Genomic DNA, 20113 nt, shown 5'->3' with positions numbered 1-20113 from the left:
TATCGGCATAATCTCACAAAATGATTACTACCAAAATATTGAAAAACCTTACATTAATATTCATTGTAGAACGTTTCGACAAAAAAACGGCAAATCCTTCAAACGATTCAGGTAAATTTACCGACCTTGACGCGGTATCGCCCTTTCTTTGTCAATCCTCCCGTTTCCAGTACTTTAAAACGGCCAAATCCTTGGATGGAAACCATATCTCCATCTTTAAGCATGGTCGAAGGATCCTCTGCTACTCTCCAATTGACACGGCAACGGCCTGCCTTAATGGGAACAACTATCTTCGTGCGGCTTATTCGGTATACATCACTCGCTATACCATCCAGACGAAGGGATGCTACCGTCAGCTCCATTACCTCAAGCTTAGATTTTTTCACTTTCAATTCCTGTATAGGCAGAAGCTCAGTCATCACATGCACACGGTGTACCTGATTAAGATTCATGTGCAGATAACTACCTATGTCTTCAGCTACAACGACATGGCAACCATCATCTAATACATGAATGTCCCCAATCTTTGATCGTTTAATACCAAGACCAAGCACCGATCCCATGTAATCCCCATGCTCCAGAGCAAGAAACTTCTGATCTCCTGAAGTAATACCCAGTACTTTAAGTCCCATATCTTCATCACTGAGATCCCTGTAATCTGGAGCAACTAAAGCTCGTACACGCTCTGCATCAGGATACCCTCCGCTATAAACCGCATGAACATCCGGATGACGGTTAACGAGGCTTTCTAAAATAAACCGCTGGCGGGGATCCAGGAAATCTGTCAGCTTCATCTCATGGTACTGCCCCGCGTTCACGACCCATTCCCATGCTCTGTCAACAAACTCCCGTTCATCCCGGTGAAAGTGTTCGTATATTTCTGGTTGCATCGCTTAAATCCTTTCTAGCGCAAGAAGAAACCGAGTACGCCGTATACGCCACTTTGTGCCAATTGAAGTACGAATAACGCTATGATTGGAGAAATATCAATCATACCCATGATTGGTGGGATGAAACGGCGAAACGGTGCGAGATAAGGCTCTACCAACTTACCAAGCAACTCTCCAATAAAACTCTCACGTACATTCGGCAGCCATGACATTAACACATACACAAGTATCATGTAAAAATAAATCTGAAATAAAACACCTACTAAAGCATAAATATTAGCCGTCAAAGCCTAAGTCACCTCATTCTGTTGTAATCTTGCTCGTCTGCTAAAATCTCGGTGATCGAACCCTGAATCTCAACGGTATCCGGCGTGCAAAGAAAGATGTTGCCACCCACTTTGGAAATGCCTCCACCAAGTGCATATACAGTTCCACTAAGAAAATCTATAATACGCAGTGCTTGATCGTTACGGACACGTTGCAGATTAACGACAACCGTGCGGAAAGACCGCAGATGATCCGCGATATCCTGAGCCTCATCATAAGAACGGGGCTCTACGAGGACAACCTTTACATTTTTCTGTGAATGTATACTTACCACATTGCCACCCTTAGCGTTTTTACGATTCTCGAACGGCGGTGTTTCCACCGGCTCTTCTTGCGAAGCAAGTACTTCGCGTTCGACAACCTCTTCTTCATCCTGCAATCCAAGGAAATTCATAAACCGGTTCATCACGCCCATTGTCACTCCTCCTCTTTTCCAACTAATATCGAGCCCAGACGCACCCAGGTTGCCCCTTCTTCAATAGCCACTTCGAAATCATTAGACATCCCCATGGATAGTTCAGTAATCGGCTCCGGCGTAAGCGCCTGAAGGTTCAGCTCATCTCTTAGTTGTCTTAATCCACGGAATACGGGTCTCGTATCCTCTGCAGATGATTCAAAAGGGGCCATGGTCATTAGCCCGATTACATTGACATGCTTCAAGCGGTTGATTTCTTTAAGAAAAGAAGCCGCCTGTTCAGGCTGCAGACCATACTTCGATGCTTCACCTGAAATATTCACCTGCATAAATGCAGAGACTTGTACATCCAGGGCAGCTGCTTTCTTCTCCAGTTCGTTAGCAAGAGATAGTCGATCCAGCGAATGAATATATTGAAATTTACCGATCACATCTTTGACCTTATTCGTCTGGAGATGACCGATAAAATGCCATATCCCTCGTTCACCAAGAGCACGCCACTTCTCTTCGGCAGTCTGCCAGCGATTCTCCCCAATATGACGAATGCCATGATCCAATACAGCTGCGGTCATATCAACCGAAACGTATTTGGTTACTGCGATCACACCCACCTCATCTCGGTTCCTTCCGCTTCTGCGGCAAGCTTCCGACACCTGCTGTTCAACTTGACTAATGCGCTCTTTCAAACTCAAGGGAGACTCACCTCTTTCTCATTCCAATCCAGCTCGCCATACGCCCTGTCGTACCTTCGTCCTTACGGTATGAAAAGAATAAATCGTTACGACAGCTTGTACACCAAGAAGTACATTCGATATGATCCGTCATTATTCCTGCTTTTATCATAATGTGTCTGTTTATTTCTTTCAAGTTGAGCATATATTTACCGTTTCCCTTGTCGACGTAAAGTACAGCTGAGTCTATGTTATTACCCTCTACAGTCAACCCTAAATCGTTAACCTTGGACATCACTTTATCGTCTACCTCATAACAGCACTGGCCAATAGAAGGTCCTATAGCTGTTCTAATGTCTTTAGGAGAACTTCCAAACTCACTCGTCATCTCCTCGACCATCCGGCTCGCTATGCCTGCTACAGTCCCTTTCCAGCCTGCGTGAGCCAGTCCAACGACCTCTTTAACCGGATCCCAATAATACAAAGGTACACAGTCAGCATAATAGGAAGCCAGCAGCACACCCGGAGTATTCGTTAGCAATCCATCTGTATCTTGAATCGCTGATTGCCGATCCAGACTCCCTCTTCCACACTCGGATGGCCCAATCACAGCTATTTCACTACGATGAACTTGTTCACCACAGGTCCAATCCTCAAGCGAGAAACCAAGCATTTCAGCTGTCCGTCTCCGGTTCTCGATCACGTCTTCCTGCTTATCTCCTACATGGAGAGCCAAATTAAGACTATTATAAGGAGCCGCGCCTACACCGCCATCTCGCCCACTAAAGCCGGCCGTGAGACCGGCTCTTTCATCTTTCCACGATTCCAGCATAAACAAGCTTGGTCCCTGCTGGTCTTGCTTCACAAACGGTTCCATGTTATTCACCTCTACACCAGTGTAACAGAAAAGCGTCCGCCGATACATTTTCTAAGCTAAAGCTCTCCTCCAAGGGTCCATTATTGACAATAGCTTTAATAAGTTCTTCGATCTCCACGCTCAGGACGCTCAAGATAGCCTACCGGCTCCTGCTCATCAGGTACTTTTCTGACTTCCTCCATCTTCACCAGCACCACGTCTGAACCGATCTTTACAATATTCCGCCATGGGATGACAAGGTCGCTACCACCCCCGAACAGCCCCATGAATTTCCCATAACTCGGTACAACAATGGCTTCAATGCGGCCTTGCCTTAAATCAAGCTCCAGATCACTTACCTGACCAAGTCTTTTGCCATCAATAATATTGATGACATCTTTAGTTTGAAAGTCGGAAATTTTCATCATTTTCCCCACCATCTGATTATCGGATATCACCGTCATCACACCCTAGATGTACTATATTTCAATATATGTTAGCAGCCCGCAAAATAACTATTTTTTTAAGACAAAGAAAAAACGACCCCTATAAAAGGGATCGTGATGTAGTTCCATTCCAGTTACGACACATTACGTTTTAACATGTTTCTGCATTTGTTTGATAGCTGATTTCTCAAGACGTGAAACTTGAGCCTGCGAAATACCGATCTCGTCAGCGACTTCCATTTGGGTCTTACCTTCGTAAAAACGCATGGACAAAATCATTTTTTCACGCTGTCCTAGCTTGTGCATTGCTTCACGGAGTGCAATCTCCTCAATCCAGGAAATATCTTTGTTCTTATCATCACTGATCTGATCCATTACAAAAATGGGGTCTCCACCATCGTTATAAATCGGTTCAAATAAAGAAACAGGATCCTGAATGGCATCAAGTGCAAACACAACGTCTTCTTTCGGAACATTCAGTGCCTCGGAAATTTCAAAAATAGTCGGTTCACGTGAATTCAAATTCGTAAGCTGATCCCTAACCTGCAACGCTTTATAAGCGATATCTCTTAAGGACCTTGATACACGAATCGGATTATTGTCCCTTAAGTAGCGGCGTATTTCTCCGATAATCATCGGTACAGCGTAGGTGGAGAACTTAACGTTTTGTGATAGATCGAAATTATCAATGGCTTTCATAAGGCCGATGCATCCCACCTGGAACAGATCATCCACAAATTCACCGCGATTATTAAAACGCTGAATGACACTAAGCACCAATCTCAAGTTACCGTTAACCAATTTTTCTCTAGCCAAAAGTTCGTTGTTCTGCTGTAAGGAATGAAAAAGTTCTCTCATCTCCACATTCGTCAGAACCGGCAATTTTGCCGTATCCACACCACAAATCTCAACTTTGTTTCGGGTCATGATGACTAACCTCCCAAGGAGAAACATTACTGTACATTATCTCCCTGGGTCTTTATTTTATTCCTGACCTTTTCCAGTTAAACCATCTTGTTGAATTCTTTACGCAGTCGTTTTATTATCCGCTTTTCCAATCGGGAAATGTAGGATTGTGAGATTCCAAGCATGTCTGCCACGTCTTTTTGCGTCTTTTCTTCCCCGTCCTGAAGACCGAAACGAAGCTCCATAATCATGCGTTCCCGGTCACTTAATTTATCCAATGCTTTTTGCAAAAGTTTACGATCTACCTGTTCCTCGATATTCCGGCCAATCGTATCATTTTCCGTCCCCAACACATCAGATAGAAGGAGCTCGTTCCCATCCCAATCAATGTTTAAGGGTTCATCGAAGGATACCTCACTGCGTGTTTTACTATTTCTTCGCAGGTACATTAGAATCTCATTCTCGATACAACGCGAAGCATATGTAGCTAATTTTATTTTTTTCTCTGGGTCAAATGTATTTACCGCTTTTATTAATCCAATAGCTCCGATGGAGACGAGATCCTCAATGTTAATCCCTGTGTTCTCGAATTTACGAGCGATATAAACGACTAGTCTGAGATTCCGTTCAATGAGCATCGCGCGAATAGCAGCGTCTCCTGACGGAAGCTTTTGAAGGAGAAACTCCTCTTCTTCTCTAGTCAGTGGAGGAGGGAGTGCTTCACTACCACCGATATAATAGATTTCCTGACTTTTTAATCCCAGTAAGAATAAAACACGATAATACTGCAGCTGTAACGTTAATCTCCATTTTACAGGCATCTCTTATCCTCCTAAAAGTTTCCCTAGGGGAAACTAACTTCGTAAGCGTAATCTCAAAGTTCTCCAAAGGAAAACTCTCGTCGTAAGCGTTATCCACAGATCATCTCTCAAAGCAGGGCTACACGAGATTCTCCTGCATATCGAGATATTCTGTGTCCTTGCATTCAACCAACTTTCCCTCTCCCTCTGTTAGACTCGGATGAATGATTGCCTGATAGGCTCCTTCTCCTGAGAGTGTGCCCCCATCAAACCCAATAAGCACCTTTGTAGAAACATACTCCTTGCCACCGAGTTCAATCCGTACGGTGTCAGGTTTAATCGCTAGCATAAATGCCGCTCCCCGATTCACTCCTCGATACGGTACGAGCCTTAACCGATCCTGCCAGATGAAATCATTATCCCCGAGTTCCATAATGAGTTTGTCCGGTTCACCCTCCGCCAGCTTTTTACACCACGCTTCAGGAAGTTCAGATTCCCATAAGATAGCCTCCATCACCATCACTGGCGTTCGTGTTAACGGATCACTCAACTGATTTCCAGTATCAAGCAATCCAGTACACATAATCGTCTTATCACCAATACATACCGTGACGTGTCCCATTAGATGCTCACGATTTTCAACTTGACGCCGATTGGTCTGTACAGCTTTAAAGACTAAAATCACAACAAAAAAAGCAATACAAGCAAACCAAAATCCAACCTTTAATTCGAACGTAAGCCCGCCCGAGGCTGTATACCAGATTCCGCTAAAAAGTTCTCCCGAATTTTGCATCAAATAATGAATCCCAATAATACCTCCAGCGGCTGCAAAGTTTATCATGTAGAATGATGCTAAGTTTCGCATGTAACTTTGCAAGCTGATAAACCCGAAGGCAATCCACAACATCATTAAAGAAAGCCCGAACTTGATCAGAAAAGTGAATAAGAACGTCAAATCCGGCACGAACATCATCACCACATACAGTGCGCCTACTGCTGCCGATAGAGAGAGTCTCCACCACTTCGGCTTTAATCTCCTCATCCAAGCTGTGAGAGCAAGCAATATACCATCGATGAGCAGGTTTGCTAGAAAGATTAAATCGATATAAACAACCAGGGTCTTCACCCGCCTAGCCGGAATCTTTCCGGGGTTATTGTTGTTCTGAGTTGTGGGAGATGATTTTAGTATAAGAAGAATAGAAATCAAAGTCTGTCTAAACCTGTGGGTTGTCCACCGACTATTTTTGTCGATGTGAGGCAGTTTATAGAGGTCTTTCAGAATTTAGATATAGAAAGATGGGTGGAATGGACATCAAATCGGTATGACAAATATGAAAAAGCCCGCTCTCTCGTAAGAGAGAACGGGCTTTCGATAAATTAATCGTTGTTGCGGGAGCGATTGCGAAGGAATGTCGGAATATCTAGTTGATCATTGTTTCCCTGATTTCCGAATGGTCTCAGGTTCACATTACTCTTGTCGGTCTGTTGTTGAGGCTGGCTTTGGCCTTCACCTTGTGATACAGGACGACGTCCAGGTTGAGGTGGTGCTTGCATAGGCTTGCTTTCGAAGCCAGTAGCAATAACCGTTACCTTAATCTCTTCCTTCATATTCTCTTCGATAATCGCACCGAAGATCATATTCACTTCTGGATCGGACGCAGAAGTGACTATTTCTGCAGCTTCATTGACCTCATAGAGAGACAAATTCGCTCCACCTGTAATATTCATAATGACTCCCCGTGCGCCTTCGATCGAAGTTTCGAGGAGTGGACTCATAATCGCTTTACGCGCAGCTTCAGCCGCACGGTTCTCACCCGTAGCCATACCAATACCCATCAGCGCTGAACCACGCTCAGTCATGATAGTCTTAACATCGGCAAAGTCAAGGTTGATGAGACCTGGTACAGCGATCAAGTCCGAAATACCTTGTACCGCTTGTCTAAGAACATTATCCGCTTCACGGAATGCTTCGAGCATAGGCGTCTTCTTGTCTACAATCTCTAGCAAACGATCATTCGGAATAACGATTAGTGTATCAACTTTCTCTTTCAAAGCCTCTATACCAAGCTCTGCATGAGAAGAACGTTTACGGCCTTCAAATGTGAACGGGCGAGTGACAACACCTACTGTCAATGCGCCACACTCTTTCGCGATTTCAGCGATAACTGGAGCTGCTCCAGTACCTGTTCCGCCACCCATACCAGCTGTGACAAAAACCATGTCAGCACCTTTCAGTGTGTTCATGATCAGGTCACGAGACTCTTCTGCTGCCTTTTTACCTACTTCAGGATTCGCACCAGCACCAAGTCCACGTGTCAGCTTGTCTCCAATTTGCAATTTATGCTCGGACTTCGCAAGATGCAGTGCTTGCGCATCCGTATTCACCGTTATAAATTCGACGCCTTGGACGCCGTTTTCAATCATGCGGTTAACTGCATTACTACCGCCGCCACCTACCCCAATTACTTTAATCTGGGCCAGGCTCTCCATATCAAAATCAAATTCCAACATCTAATCCATCTCCCCCTCAATGTGCGCGGATGGCACGTCCACTGTCAAATGAACCCGCTATATAAACTCGCTGAACATATTTTTTAAACGTTCGATAAATCCCGGCTTCTGGCTGCTGCTTTCCTGTGTTGCTGCGGCAGGATTTTGCTTCACGCGGTTCACCGGTTTTTTTGTATTATTGCTACTGTTTCCTCCACTCGGACGTACTCGTACATTCCGAATCGCATTATGGAGAATTCCGACTCCACTGCAGTATCCTGGGTCGCGTACGCCGATAAAATCGGGAACAGCAATCCGGACAGAAGTCGCCAGTTCGGCTTGTGCCACCTCTAGCACTCCAGGCATGGACATTGTACCACCAGTAAGTATATAACCTCCTGGAAGCTCGCTGTAACCTAGGCGCTTAATTTCTTGGCGTACCAATTGAAAAATTTCTTGGACACGAGGCTCAATAATTGCTGCAATATCCTCTTGTGTAAATTCCTTGTCCACATTACTTCCAATCCGTGTTACTTTGAACATCACTTCCGGAGCTGCGTTATCCATTAACGCGCAACCGTATTTCAACTTTACCTTCTCGGCTTGGTCAGTAAGTGTCCGAAGTCCATAAGCAATATCATTTGTTACAAAATCTCCACCAATTGGCAGTGTTGATGTTGCTGATATGCTTCCTCCCTCGAATACGGCAAGCGTTGTAGATCCTGCTCCAATATCAACCAGAACAGATCCCATCGTCTTCTCGTCCTTCGATAATGCAAGCTGTCCCGCTCCGAGTGGAATGAGTACGAGGTCTTTCACTTTAAGGCCAGACTTTTCCACACAGCGTAACAAGTTATGTATGGCCGTTTTGGCACCTGTAATAATTGTTGCTTCTACCTCAAGACGTACGCCAATCATTCCACGAGGATCAGAAATCCCTTCTAATCCATCTACCACAAACTGTCTAGCAACTACATCGATAATTTCCCGATCCGGAGGTAATGCAACAACTTCGGCTGCTTTAAGCACCCGATCGATATCATCCTCACCAATTTCCCGATCCTCGTTCGATACTGCCACTACACCGTGGCTCGATTGAAGTCCAATATGATTCCCAGAAATGCCGACGTACACTTCGGATATTTGAATTTCAACCATACGCTCCGCATGGTCAACGGCACTGCGAATGGATTGTACGGTCTGATCGATATCTACAATTGCACCTTTTCGAATTCCCTCCGAGTCGGCAGATCCAACTCCAATAATATTAAAGGTTCCATTATTAATTTCCCCAATAATAGCACGAACTTTGGATGTACCGATGTCCAAACTAACAATGATGTCATTGTTGCTCAAGCTCTGGCACCTCCTGTTTCTCTCATTAGTAAATTATTAATATAATAACACTTTTCTACTTATTCAACACGCACGGGGCTTTCCCTCTTTTTTCTACAATTTTTTTAGTGCCAACATCTGCTAGAATATGCCCAAAAAGTCAGAGAAAAAAGAGGGAGCAGGTTGAGGTGTTAATACGTTTAATTGTAACATTTCTTCCTACTCCTGAGTAGGGGGCTCTTCGGCCCCCTGCTCTAGTTTCTCTGGCTTAAAAGGCTCATAGGAATCTGCCTCGAGCATCGTAATAATGCCAGGCTGTTCCATCTCAATCACCTGATTAAGATATTCGACTTTGTCACGCAACAGAGAGACCGCAGTAATCACTTCAAACTTAGAACGAGTATATAGTTTAATACGGTCAGGAAAAGAAGGAGTTGGCGATGGTAAAATCTCAGAAATGTCAGAAGTCATACTGTTAGGTATATCGGCTAATACTTTGCTTAATTTAGCTTTGTTCGGATCCTTCGGATCCCACTGTGTCAAAATAGGCTTTTCAACAGCGATTCCACTGGCCGAAACTGGAATTGACTTGCCGTTAGCTAATATCGCCTGCAAACTTCCATTGTTAGCTAGTTCATAGGCTACCGTCGGAAATTCAACAACATTAACATTAACTACCCCAGGAAACTGCTTGTCTACTTCCACCGTTTCGATGGTTCCTAACGATGCTAAATTCTTTTTCACATTCTCAGCATCCACACTGAAGTACTGCACTCCAATAGCAAGCCCCGCTTTTTCCTTGAGTTGCTCCTCCGTATTAAACGTATTTCCTGTAAAGTGAATCTCGCTAACTTTGCTGACAGGTGAACGGAAAAATAACACAATCAGTAAAGCTAGAAAAAGAAGCATTAAAATAAATATAATCTTTCTACCACTTTTCATTTTAGGCCTGTCCTCTTTCAGAACAGGAATTTGATTCTTTGGCATATCCTCTCTCTCCAGAAAGACCTGTCATCCCTCCCATCAGAGGGAGGGATGCATCAGGACATCGTCAATTGGCTAAATCTAGTGGTTTAGGTACGGGTGATTGACGAATAATCTTCGCCCCTAAACCTTGGAACATATTCTCAATCCGGTCATAGCCACGATCAATATGGTGAATTTGTTCCACTACCGTTGTTCCTTGAGCAGCAAGCCCTGCAATAACTAACGCAGCACCGGCCCGAAGGTCGGTTGCCTCCACAGTAGCACCATAAATGCGCTGTACTCCACGGATAAATGCACAATTTAGATCTGTAGAGATGTCCGCCCCCATACGAGATAGTTCCTCTACATGCTTGAAGCGTCCTTCAAATACCGTCTCTTTCATTACACTGAAGCCATCTGCAAGTGATAAGAGTACCATCACTTGAGATTGCAGATCTGTCGGAAACGATGGGTACGGAGATGTTACAATCCGCTCAACCGCTTTAGGACGACCCATACAGCTTATATTCATTATATCATTGCAGATACTAGTTTGAACACCAGCGCGCTTAAGCACGTGAATAAGAGAATTTAAATGAGATGGATTACATCTAGTCATCGTCACGGAGCCACGTGTAGCAGCAGCTGCAATCATGACAGTCCCAGCAACAATACGATCAGGAATTATTTCATAGTCGCAAGCCTCAAGCCTTTCGACACCCTGAATGGTAATCGTGTCCGTGCCAGCCCCTATGATGTTAGCACCCATCTTGTTCAAGAAGTGTTGTAAATCTTGAATTTCTGGCTCCCTAGCTGCATTGGATAATACGGTTGTGCCTTTCGCTGTTGCAGCCGCCATCATAATATTCTCGGTTGCTCCTACACTGGCAAAATCAAGATGAATATCAGCACCTATTAAACGGCTTGCTCTACAATGAATCTTTTGATCACTTTCTTCGATTTCGGCACCAAGCGCTTGAAGACCTTGAAGATGCAGATCGATTTTCCGTTCACCAATTGCGCAGCCTCCAGGCTGATAAATCGTAACCTCACCGAACCTAGCTAGCAGAGGACCCATCAAAAAGATGGAGGATCTCATCTGCTTCATTAAATCTTCTGGTACATGAAACGAATTGGTAGATGAAGTATCTACAGTGACTGTCTCTAGTTCATGTTTACACTTTGAACCTAGACGACTTAGTATGTTCAACATTACTTCAATATCCAGCAGATGTGGAACATTACTTAGCCGAACATTTCCTTCGGCAAGAAGACTTGCCGCTAGAATCGGTAAAGCAGCGTTTTTCGCTCCATGGATACGTATGGTTCCTGATAAGGGGCTTCCGCCCTCAATCACCAATTTGTCCAATGTATCACCTCCGAGTTTAACGCTCCCCCATGACGTAAACTTCAGGTACCAGTGTAATTCCGTTTTTCTCAGCAATGGTTTCCTGAACTTGCTTCATTAGGGCGAGCACGTCCTCTGCTGTCGCTTGACCGGTGTTCTCAATGAAATTGGCGTGTTGCTTGGAAATCTCTGCGCCTCCGATTCGAAGCCCCTTTAGTCCCGCCGCCTCTATCAACCTTGCGGCATGATCACCTGGTGGATTCCGGAACACACTACCCGCTGTCGCGGATTGGAGTGGCTGTGTACGGCGTCTACGGTCCTTATAGGACGCCATAGCTGCTGAGATTTCCTTTCGATCTCCATGCTGAAGCTTGAATACCGCTTGGGTTACGATTCCCTTCCGATCATGAAGAACAGAATGACGATAATCAAACTCCATATCTTCCGCAGCATAATTCACCAATTCACCTGATTCCAGTACAATGTCAGCGGACTTAAATATGCGTGACACATCAGACCCGTGGGCACCGGCATTCATATAAACAGCCCCTCCGACAGACCCAGGTATCCCTCCAGCAAACTCCAGTCCAGTCAATCCTTCTTTACCGGCTAGAACGCTGAGTTTAACGAAAGACATACTGCCACCGGCTGTTACCATGTCCCCGTCAAACACTACCTCGTCAAATCCCTGACCCAGCTTGATGACGGCTCCACGAATCCCTTTATCGGATATAAGCATATTGGATCCGCGCCCTAGCTGTGTCCACGGAATGCGGTGGATATGGAGAATGGACATCAATTCCGCCAATTGTTCCTTCGTTTCCGGGACAATCAGAACATCGGCAGGTCCGCCTATTTTCCAGGTTGTATACTTTGCCAGCGGTTCATTCTTAAATATTGCTCCAACATTTGATTGCGATAGCTGTGATTCCCACTGCTGCATCTTACAAAAACCTCCCTTAACTTCAAAACCGAAAAGGCCATTCCTCGGCTTAGCAAGGAGATGGCCGCTCTGGATGATTCCGGCCTCTTGGGTGAGATTGTCACGATTATAGAGTATCTTATGTAAGGCTCTATAGGTGTGTGACAATCGCCCAGCCGTTTTAACGGTTGCTCACCAACCGGCGTATTTCCTCAACAATAACAGCAGCTGAATCAGGCTTTCCAAGCTGCTTTGACGCTCTAGACATCGCTTGGCGTACCTTCTCATTCCCCACAACTTCTTCAATGCGAGTGAACAATGTTTCAGCAGAAAGTTCTTTTTCTAGAATCATTCGTGACGCCCCCGCGTCCTCGAGCTGTCGCGCATTAGCTTCTTGGTGATTATTGGTCACATTAGGGGACGGAATAAGCACGGAAGGAATGCCGAGCGACGTGATTTCTGCTAAAAATGAAGCACCTGCACGATTCACAATCAATGATGTGGCAGCAAGCACTTCTGGCATATTGTGAATATAAGGTACGATATGAAGTTGATTCGGCATTGTACCTAACTCACTTCTCACGGCTTCACGAGTCCCTTCAAAGTACAATTCTCCCGTTACATAAACAAAATGTACATTCGGTAACCTCTTAAGCATAGGAGCCATACCGATCATCGCCGTATTGATAGCCCTTGCGCCACGGCTTCCTCCAACAACGAGTACGACAGTACTGTCCATCGGAATTCCAAGTGATGCAAAGCCACGCTCACGGTTAGCAGATTGAACGGTAGTGGCCCGAGGATTCCCTGTGTAAATCACTCTCTTCGCTTTGGGAAAAGATTTCTCTGATCCTTCAAAACTAACAGCAACCGTTGAAGCATAGCGACTTAGAAATTGATTCGTCAGCCCTGGAATCGCATTCTGCTCATGAATCATCGTTGGGATGCCGAGTTTAGAAGCGGCATAAACGACAGGTCCACAGACGTAACCACCTGTCCCAATAACGACATCTGGCTTAAATTCTTTAAGCATTTTTTTACTTGTAGAAACACCTTTTAGAAAGCGCATGACTGTCTTTACATTATCAAATGACAGTTTCCGGCGGAAACCGGTAATATCAATACTTTCAAATGGAAGGTTTTCCTGAGGAACAAGCTTGCTTTCCAAGCCTTGCTTGCCTCCGATATATAAAAAAGCGGTGCTCGGATCCTCCGCTTCACATTGTCTAGCAATAGCGACAGCAGGGTATATATGTCCCCCTGTTCCGCCGCCGGTTAATACGACACGCATGCCGTTCACCTCGCATAACGGGATATATTTAATAAAATGCCTAGCGCGGTCAGCATCAGCGTCAAAGAGCTGCCTCCATAGCTGATCAGTGGGAGCGTAATACCTGTTACTGGCATCAGACCAATAACAACTCCGATATTAATAACGACCTGTATTGCAACCATACCAATAATTCCTACAGCTAGCAGACTCCCAAAACCGTCTTGCACGGTCATCGCTACTCTCATTCCGCGCCACACGAGTGTAAGAAATAAGAGTAGTACGATTAAGCCACCGATAAACCCAAGCTCTTCAGCCAAGATAGCAAAGATAAAGTCGGTCTGAGGCTCTGGGACATAACTGTATTTCTGACGACTCATTCCAAGTCCTAAACCCCCAAGCCCACCTGGTCCAATCGCATAGAGGGACTGTATAATCTGATATCCTGTTCCAAGAGGATCAGACCAAGGATCTAAGAAACCTGTAATCCTTTTCAACCGATACGGTGCGGTAAGGATAAGTCCAATGAACCCCGCAACTCCACCCAAAGCGAGAAACCCCAAATGTTTCATTCTCGCACCAGCTGTAAACACGATCATAAGCGCTGCTGCTAGCATGACAGCTCCTGTACCAAGGTCCGGCTGAAGCATGATCAATCCGAACGCAAGACCAATCAACCCAAGAGGTGGGATTAACCCCTTCGAGAACGAGGTGATATCATAATCTTCACGGCTGAGCCATCTGGATAAATACAGGATCATACCTAGCTTCATAAATTCCGAGGGCTGTATACCGAACGAACTAATACCAAGCCAGCTTCTCGCTCCGCCTCGGACAACACCTACACCCGGGATCAATACGATTACAAGCATAAAAAAGCAAATCAGCAAGCCAAATTTCGCATATTTCTTCCACGCGCGAAAATCCATATTGGCCGTGAAATACATGGCAGCAAGTCCAAGTCCAGCGAACAATAACTGCCGCTTCACAAAATAAAACCGATCTCCGTAATCATGAAAAGCGAGTACGGACCCTGCGCTATATACCATAACGATACCGATAGTCAGCAGAGCCAAAATACAAATCAGGAGCCATAAATCAGGCGCCGGACGATTCTTGTTCATGAAGAGGCCACCTTTAGCATACGAAGTAGGGGCTTATCCACCCCCCTACTTACAGATTATGCACCGCCTCTTTAAAAATGCTTCCACGAACCTCATAAGAAGAAAACATATCCCAGCTTGCACATGCTGGAGAGAGAAGAACGATGTCTCCTGGCTCAGCAAGAGCAGCAGCTTTCTTTACAGCGTCAGTAAGCACAGCGGCGGCGTCCTCATCATTATCGACGAGTATAATTTGCTTTAATCCCGCTTGTTCTGCAGCTTTCGCTATTTTTTCCTTCGTTTCGCCAATGAGTACTACGGATTTGACACGTTCTCTTAAAGAAGGCACAAGCTCTTCATAGTCGGATCCTCGATCAAGTCCACCACCGATAAGAACAATTGGACGCTTAAACGATGTTAGAGCCATATTGGTAGCCTTAGAATTAGTAGCTTTAGAGTTGTTATAGTAAGAGACTCCGTCTTTATCCATTACAAATTCAAGACGGTGTTCTACCCCCCCGAAATTTTGTAACGGTTCTGCAAACGAATCCATATCTGCACCAGCTGCAATCGCGATTGCACATGCTGCAAGTGCGTTGCCAACGTTAAATCTACCAGGCAAGCCTATCTCTTCGACCGAGATGATCTCATGGCTGATGCCTTTATCGTCCGTATATACCACCTTACGACTCAGTTCATCTTCTACACCAGGCAAGTATGGCGGAACCACATGCACACCTTCTTGAAGGTTTTCACCCAGCGAAAAAGGCACAATATGAGCTTTTATATACGGCACGAGGCTCCGGCATACCGGATCATCCCAATTGAGTACAGCAGTGTCTTCTGCTGTCTGATTGCTAAACAACTTAGCTTTGGAGGCAACATAATCCTCCATACCACCATGGTAATCCAAATGTGTCTCCGCCAAATTCAAAAGACAGGCAATACGTGGACGAAAGTCCTCCGTTCCCTTCAACTGAAAGCTGCTAAGTTCAACAACCATCCAATCGTCTTCCGATGCTTCCTGCGCAGCTTGGCACAGTGGAGTTCCAATGTTCCCAGCAACAATAGGAGACATACCTGCAGCCTTCAGAAGTTTACCTACCCATGTCGTAGTCGTCGTCTTACCATTCGAACCTGTGATCCCGATCATCGGTGCACGGCACAGATGAGAGGCAACCTCTACCTCTGTCACAACCGGAATACCCAGTTCTTCAGCTCTCAACACAGGTGATACATGATATGGAATACCCGGGTTCTTCACCAAAAGAGCAATACCCTCATGAATTAGACCTTCCGGATGCTCTCCGCAGATGACAGAAATACCCAAAGCTTCGAGTTCCGAAGCTTCGGGACATTCTTCCCGCTCTTTTTTATCATTAACGGTAACGATCGCTCCCGCATCGTGGAGAACTTTAGCCACCTGAACTCCGCTTTTGGCCAGTCCTAAGACAATAACTTCCTTATCTCGGTAAAATTCTGGATGCTTCATCTTTACAACCCCTTGTTAATATAAAGTCCTAGACCCGCAAGTACGATACCTACTACCCAAAATGTAATGACCACACGCCACTCTGACCAACCTGATAACTCAAAGTGATGGTGGATCGGACTCATTTTGAAAATCCGTTTGCCTCTGGTCTTGAATGAAGCCACCTGCAGAACGACCGACAGCATCTCTATAACGAATACCCCACCAATGATCAAAAAGAGCAATTCACTCTTCGTTACGATTGCGATAGCACCGATGGCGCCTCCGATTCCGAGCGAGCCTGTATCCCCCATAAATACTTTAGCCGGATGGGCATTGAATACGAGGAAGCCAAGTACAGCACCGATCATAGCAGCAGCACAAAATGCAGCAGCAAACGAAGTAGACTGAATTGCAACGAGCGCATAAGCTCCGAATGCAATTGCACTCACACCGGAGAGCAGTCCATCAAGTCCGTCCGTAAAGTTAACCGCATTACTAATAGCAAGCATCATAATAATGATGAAAGGATAGTAAAACCAGCCTCCCCAGTCAAAAGACCAATCGGTCCCTGGAATACCGATAGCCGTGCTATGACCATTGGCAATAAGAAGCCAGCACATAATACCAGAAAACAATAGCTGACCAAACAATTTTTGAAGAGCAGTCAATCCCAAAGAACGTTTGAACACGATTTTCACATAGTCATCCAAAAATCCAATCAGACCGAACCCTAGTGTACCTACAAGCAATACATAGAAGTTCGTATCTACTGGTGAAAACTTCAGAAAGGTCAAAGTAAATGCAAGTAAGATAATAACCCCGCCCATGGTTGGGGTCCCTGCTTTTTTAAGGTGACTTTGCGGACCATCGTCCCGAACCTGCTGACCAAATTTCATCCGGCGAAGCAGCGGAATAAGCAGCGGTGCGGATATGACAGCAAGTACGAACGATACGCCGATCGTCAGCAATAACAGTTGAAAGTCCATGAAATCACCCCCTTACCTCGTTGTTCCGTTGTGCAAGCTTTTTAGAGCATCCACAACTTCTTCTAATTTCATGCCACGGGAGGCTTTGACCAATACGACATCTTTATTGGTAACCTCTTTTACAATGGCTTCGATCAATGCTGTTTTATCTGTAAAAGCCATTACCTGTCCTTCAGATAGAGTATGTGTAGCAGCTTCCGCGATATGAGTGGATAATGGGCCAAATGTAAACAACAGATCAACATTATCCGATGACACATAACGCCCAATCTCTGCATGAAACTCCTCTTCACCAGAACCAAGTTCGAGCATGTCCCCGAGCACGGCAATCCTACGGCGATAACCCTTTATATCACTTAATACATCCAGTGCAGCTTTAACAGATATAGGGCTCGCATTGTAAGCGTCGTTTAGTACGGTCACCCCATGCTCCGTCTCTATGCACTCAATACGCATACTAGTCAGACGAAGACCTGAAAGGCCCTCGCGAATCTGCTCATCGCTTACACCGTAGTGCTCAGCTACTGCAAGAGCCGCCAGTGCGTTCACAACATTATGTCTTCCTAACAAAGGCAGGCTGAACCCCTCACCTGAATGCACATGAGACGTGAAGATAATTCCTTTGGGATGAAACATCATCCCTGTTGGATAATCATCATTATCTTTCCCTGTACCAAAGGTAAATGTTCGGAGATCATCCGGCTTCTTCGTATCTGCCTCTGCAAGAACCATAGGAATCAACGGCTCATCCCCATGATAGACTAGTAGACCACCTGGCTTCATACCGCTGATAATCTCAACCTTAGCTCTAGCAATTTCCTCTCTTGAGCCGAGCTGCAGTAGATGGGATTCCCCTATGTTGGTAATGACTGCCGTATCAGGACGTGCGATCGTGGATAACAGCTCGATTTCATGTCGCCCACTCATTCCCATTTCCAGCACAACAATATCCGTATCCTCCGGCATGTCTAGCACCGTAAGCGGAAGTCCGATTTGATTATTAAAGTTACCTTGTGTTTTATGCACTTTGAATTTCGTTTCTAGCAGAGCAGTAACCATATCCTTAACCGTAGTTTTACCGTTACTGCCGGTAATACCTACAACCTTGGCTCCACTCTGGTCCAAATACGATGTAGCTAGCATCTGCAAGGCGATGAGTGTATCTTGCACCTTAATCACTGGACCGTCTGGCGGAGTGCCATGGTCCTCTTGCCATAAGATAGCACCTGCTTCAGACGCAAGCGCTTGGGCCGCAAAATCATGACCGTCGAATCGTTCACCAACTAACGGTACATACAAACAGCCTTTCCGTATTTGTCTGGTGTCAGTACATACTCCTTGAATCTTCAATTCCTCATCTTGTTTACGCGTAAGCGCACCGCCGCACATAGCGGCGATGCTTAGTAATGGTTTATGAATCACAATTTTCTGCCCCTTATCGCTTCTTTTGCAACGATGCGGTCGTCAAAATCAAATACTTTTCCCGCGATCAGTTGATAGGTCTCATGACCTTTCCCCGCAATCAATACTACATCTCCCGGGCTTGCCATTTCAATAGCCTTTTTTATGGCCTGCCTGCGATCCACAATAAGCTGATATCGCCCTTCTGGAACATCGTCCGTAAGAAGACCTGCTTCTATATCCTTCAAAATAAGCTGCGGATCCTCTGTTCGTGGATTATCCGACGTAATAATCACTATATCACTAAGGCCAGCTGCAATCTTCCCCATGATCGGGCGCTTGGTCTTATCTCGATCTCCACCACATCCAAATACGGTTATGATGCGACCTTGAGCAAACTCTTGTAACGTGCGAAGTACATTATCTAGTCCATCTGGTGTATGTGCATAATCCACGATGACCGCATACGGCTGACCCTCATCCACGGCTTCAACCCGTCCCTCTACCCCAGGCACCGATTCGAGGCTTTTCTTAATATTATGCAGTGGTACATCTTCAAGAAGTGCAGCAGCAATCGCAGCCATGGTGTTATACACATTAAACTTGCCTATCATCTTTAATGATATATCGATACTGCCGCGAAAGGTATCTACATGAAAAGATGTTCCCTTCGCAGTTATAGCAATGTTAGTAGCACAAACATCCGCTTTATCGTTTAAACCGTATGTAATAACCTCGGCTGCTGTTAATTTTGTGAATGGCTCAGATGCTTTATCATCTGCATTCAAAACCGCATACTTCCGTTGTTTGGGATCCTTGGCAAAAGCATTGCCCAGTCGTGAGAAAAACAACCCCTTAGCATTCTGATATTCCTCTACAGAATTATGATAATCCAAGTGGTCCTGTGTCAAATTTGTAAAGACAGCGGTTCGAAAATCGGTGCCCTTCACCCGCCCTTGTTCAAGTGCATGTGAGGATACCTCCATCACGCAGAACTCCGTACCTGTCTCCAGCATATCATTCAGGCTCTTCTGCAACTCTAATGCTTCTGGTGTTGTTCCCGACATGGGGAACTTCTTCCCGTTATACTTCATCTGAATTGTACCTATCAATCCGGTTTTGAGACCATAATCGCTCATGATCTTATCGATAAGATAGGTCGTTGTTGTCTTACCATTCGTACCTGTCACACCTACAACGGTCATCCGCTGGCTTGGATGTCCGTAAAAAGCATCTGCAAGTATAGCCATTGCAAACCGGCAATCCTTGACCACGACCTGTGGCAGGGTAGTATCTAGTCTTCGGTTAACGATAAGAGCGGATGCACCTTTTCTCTCCGCTTCGCTCGCGTAATCATGTCCATCCACCGTATGACCGGGCAAACAGATAAACAGATCACCCGGTATAACCTGTCTGGAATCCGTCTGCAATCTTAGGATGTCAATCTCAGCATTGCCTAAAATAACAGATGAGGCTAAAACGGAAGTCAGTTCGTTCAGTTTCATCG

General features: G+C 45.3%; 20 protein-coding genes. All 20 read right to left on the bottom strand.

The window, feature by feature from the left end; all coding sequences use genetic code 11:
* Positions 1–107: 107 nt before the first annotated feature.
* The 20 genes from ACK8P5_RS07835 to ACK8P5_RS07740 all read right to left on the bottom strand — a co-directional run bounded on the left by ACK8P5_RS07835 (position 108) and on the right by ACK8P5_RS07740 (position 20111).
* Complete coding sequence (locus ACK8P5_RS07835; protein ID WP_422660391.1) at positions 108–890, bottom strand: RNA-binding protein; 783 nt, start codon at positions 888–890, stop codon at positions 108–110.
* Positions 891–904: 14 nt separating this feature from the next.
* Positions 905–1177: a YggT family protein gene (locus ACK8P5_RS07830; RefSeq protein ID WP_422660390.1), complete on the bottom strand. Its 273-nt coding sequence runs from the start codon at positions 1175–1177 to the stop codon at positions 905–907.
* An 8-nt stretch (positions 1178–1185) separates the two neighbouring features.
* Positions 1186–1632, bottom strand: a complete 447-nt coding sequence (locus ACK8P5_RS07825) for a cell division protein SepF (protein ID WP_422660389.1) — start codon at positions 1630–1632, stop codon at positions 1186–1188.
* A gap of 2 nt (positions 1633–1634) precedes the next feature.
* On the bottom strand, positions 1635–2324 hold the full coding sequence (locus ACK8P5_RS07820) for a YggS family pyridoxal phosphate-dependent enzyme (RefSeq protein ID WP_422660388.1): 690 nt from the start codon (positions 2322–2324) through the stop codon (positions 1635–1637).
* A gap of 7 nt (positions 2325–2331) precedes the next feature.
* The gene (pgeF, locus tag ACK8P5_RS07815) at positions 2332–3180 is read right to left on the bottom strand and encodes a peptidoglycan editing factor PgeF (protein WP_422660387.1); all 849 of its coding nucleotides are present in this window, start codon (positions 3178–3180) and stop codon (positions 2332–2334) included.
* Between the two features lie 95 nt (positions 3181–3275).
* Positions 3276–3623: a YlmC/YmxH family sporulation protein gene (locus tag ACK8P5_RS07810; protein WP_422660386.1), complete on the bottom strand. Its 348-nt coding sequence runs from the start codon at positions 3621–3623 to the stop codon at positions 3276–3278.
* Positions 3624–3749: 126 nt separating this feature from the next.
* The gene (gene sigG / locus ACK8P5_RS07805) at positions 3750–4532 is read right to left on the bottom strand and encodes an RNA polymerase sporulation sigma factor SigG (RefSeq protein WP_422660385.1); all 783 of its coding nucleotides are present in this window, start codon (positions 4530–4532) and stop codon (positions 3750–3752) included.
* Positions 4533–4609: 77 nt separating this feature from the next.
* Positions 4610–5332, bottom strand: a complete 723-nt coding sequence (gene sigE / locus ACK8P5_RS07800; RefSeq protein WP_422660384.1) for an RNA polymerase sporulation sigma factor SigE — start codon at positions 5330–5332, stop codon at positions 4610–4612.
* 118 nt (positions 5333–5450) lie between these two features.
* Positions 5451–6428, bottom strand: a complete 978-nt coding sequence (spoIIGA, locus tag ACK8P5_RS07795; protein WP_422661408.1) for a sigma-E processing peptidase SpoIIGA — start codon at positions 6426–6428, stop codon at positions 5451–5453.
* Between the two features lie 260 nt (positions 6429–6688).
* Positions 6689–7822: a cell division protein FtsZ gene (gene ftsZ / locus ACK8P5_RS07790; protein WP_422660383.1), complete on the bottom strand. Its 1134-nt coding sequence runs from the start codon at positions 7820–7822 to the stop codon at positions 6689–6691.
* A gap of 57 nt (positions 7823–7879) precedes the next feature.
* Entirely contained in the window at positions 7880–9157 is a 1278-nt protein-coding gene (gene ftsA, locus ACK8P5_RS07785) for a cell division protein FtsA (RefSeq protein WP_422660382.1), read from the bottom strand.
* Positions 9158–9355: 198 nt separating this feature from the next.
* Positions 9356–10123 carry a cell division protein FtsQ/DivIB gene (locus ACK8P5_RS07780; RefSeq protein ID WP_422660381.1) on the bottom strand — a complete coding sequence of 256 codons (768 nt, stop codon included), beginning with the start codon at positions 10121–10123 and terminating at the stop codon, positions 9356–9358.
* Between the two features lie 64 nt (positions 10124–10187).
* Positions 10188–11471, bottom strand: a complete 1284-nt coding sequence (murA, locus tag ACK8P5_RS07775) for a UDP-N-acetylglucosamine 1-carboxyvinyltransferase (protein WP_422660380.1) — start codon at positions 11469–11471, stop codon at positions 10188–10190.
* A gap of 16 nt (positions 11472–11487) precedes the next feature.
* Entirely contained in the window at positions 11488–12393 is a 906-nt protein-coding gene (gene murB / locus ACK8P5_RS07770) for a UDP-N-acetylmuramate dehydrogenase (RefSeq protein WP_422660379.1), read from the bottom strand.
* A gap of 160 nt (positions 12394–12553) precedes the next feature.
* Complete coding sequence (murG, locus tag ACK8P5_RS07765; protein WP_422660378.1) at positions 12554–13663, bottom strand: undecaprenyldiphospho-muramoylpentapeptide beta-N-acetylglucosaminyltransferase; 1110 nt, start codon at positions 13661–13663, stop codon at positions 12554–12556.
* 5 nt (positions 13664–13668) lie between these two features.
* Positions 13669–14766, bottom strand: coding sequence for a stage V sporulation protein E (gene spoVE, locus ACK8P5_RS07760; RefSeq protein WP_422660377.1), 1098 nt, complete (start codon positions 14764–14766; stop codon positions 13669–13671).
* 49 nt (positions 14767–14815) lie between these two features.
* On the bottom strand, positions 14816–16237 hold the full coding sequence (gene murD, locus ACK8P5_RS07755; protein WP_422660376.1) for a UDP-N-acetylmuramoyl-L-alanine--D-glutamate ligase: 1422 nt from the start codon (positions 16235–16237) through the stop codon (positions 14816–14818).
* Between the two features lie 2 nt (positions 16238–16239).
* Complete coding sequence (gene mraY, locus ACK8P5_RS07750) at positions 16240–17205, bottom strand: phospho-N-acetylmuramoyl-pentapeptide-transferase (protein ID WP_422660375.1); 966 nt, start codon at positions 17203–17205, stop codon at positions 16240–16242.
* A 12-nt stretch (positions 17206–17217) separates the two neighbouring features.
* A complete protein-coding gene (locus ACK8P5_RS07745) occupies positions 17218–18627 on the bottom strand; it encodes a UDP-N-acetylmuramoyl-tripeptide--D-alanyl-D-alanine ligase (protein ID WP_422660374.1) in 1410 nt (469 codons plus the stop codon).
* Positions 18624–20111 carry a UDP-N-acetylmuramoyl-L-alanyl-D-glutamate--2,6-diaminopimelate ligase gene (locus tag ACK8P5_RS07740; RefSeq protein ID WP_422660373.1) on the bottom strand — a complete coding sequence of 496 codons (1488 nt, stop codon included), beginning with the start codon at positions 20109–20111 and terminating at the stop codon, positions 18624–18626. The genes ACK8P5_RS07745 and ACK8P5_RS07740 overlap by 4 nt, the downstream gene beginning before the upstream one ends.
* Positions 20112–20113 lie beyond the last annotated feature (2 nt).

Origin of the sequence: Paenibacillus sp. EC2-1 (assembly GCF_049311625.1) — a bacterium.
Classification (GTDB): Bacteria; Bacillota; Bacilli; order Paenibacillales; family Paenibacillaceae; genus Paenibacillus_AQ.
The sequence above is the reverse complement of the archived record's forward strand: the minus strand, read 5'-3'. Positions and strand labels throughout refer to the sequence as shown.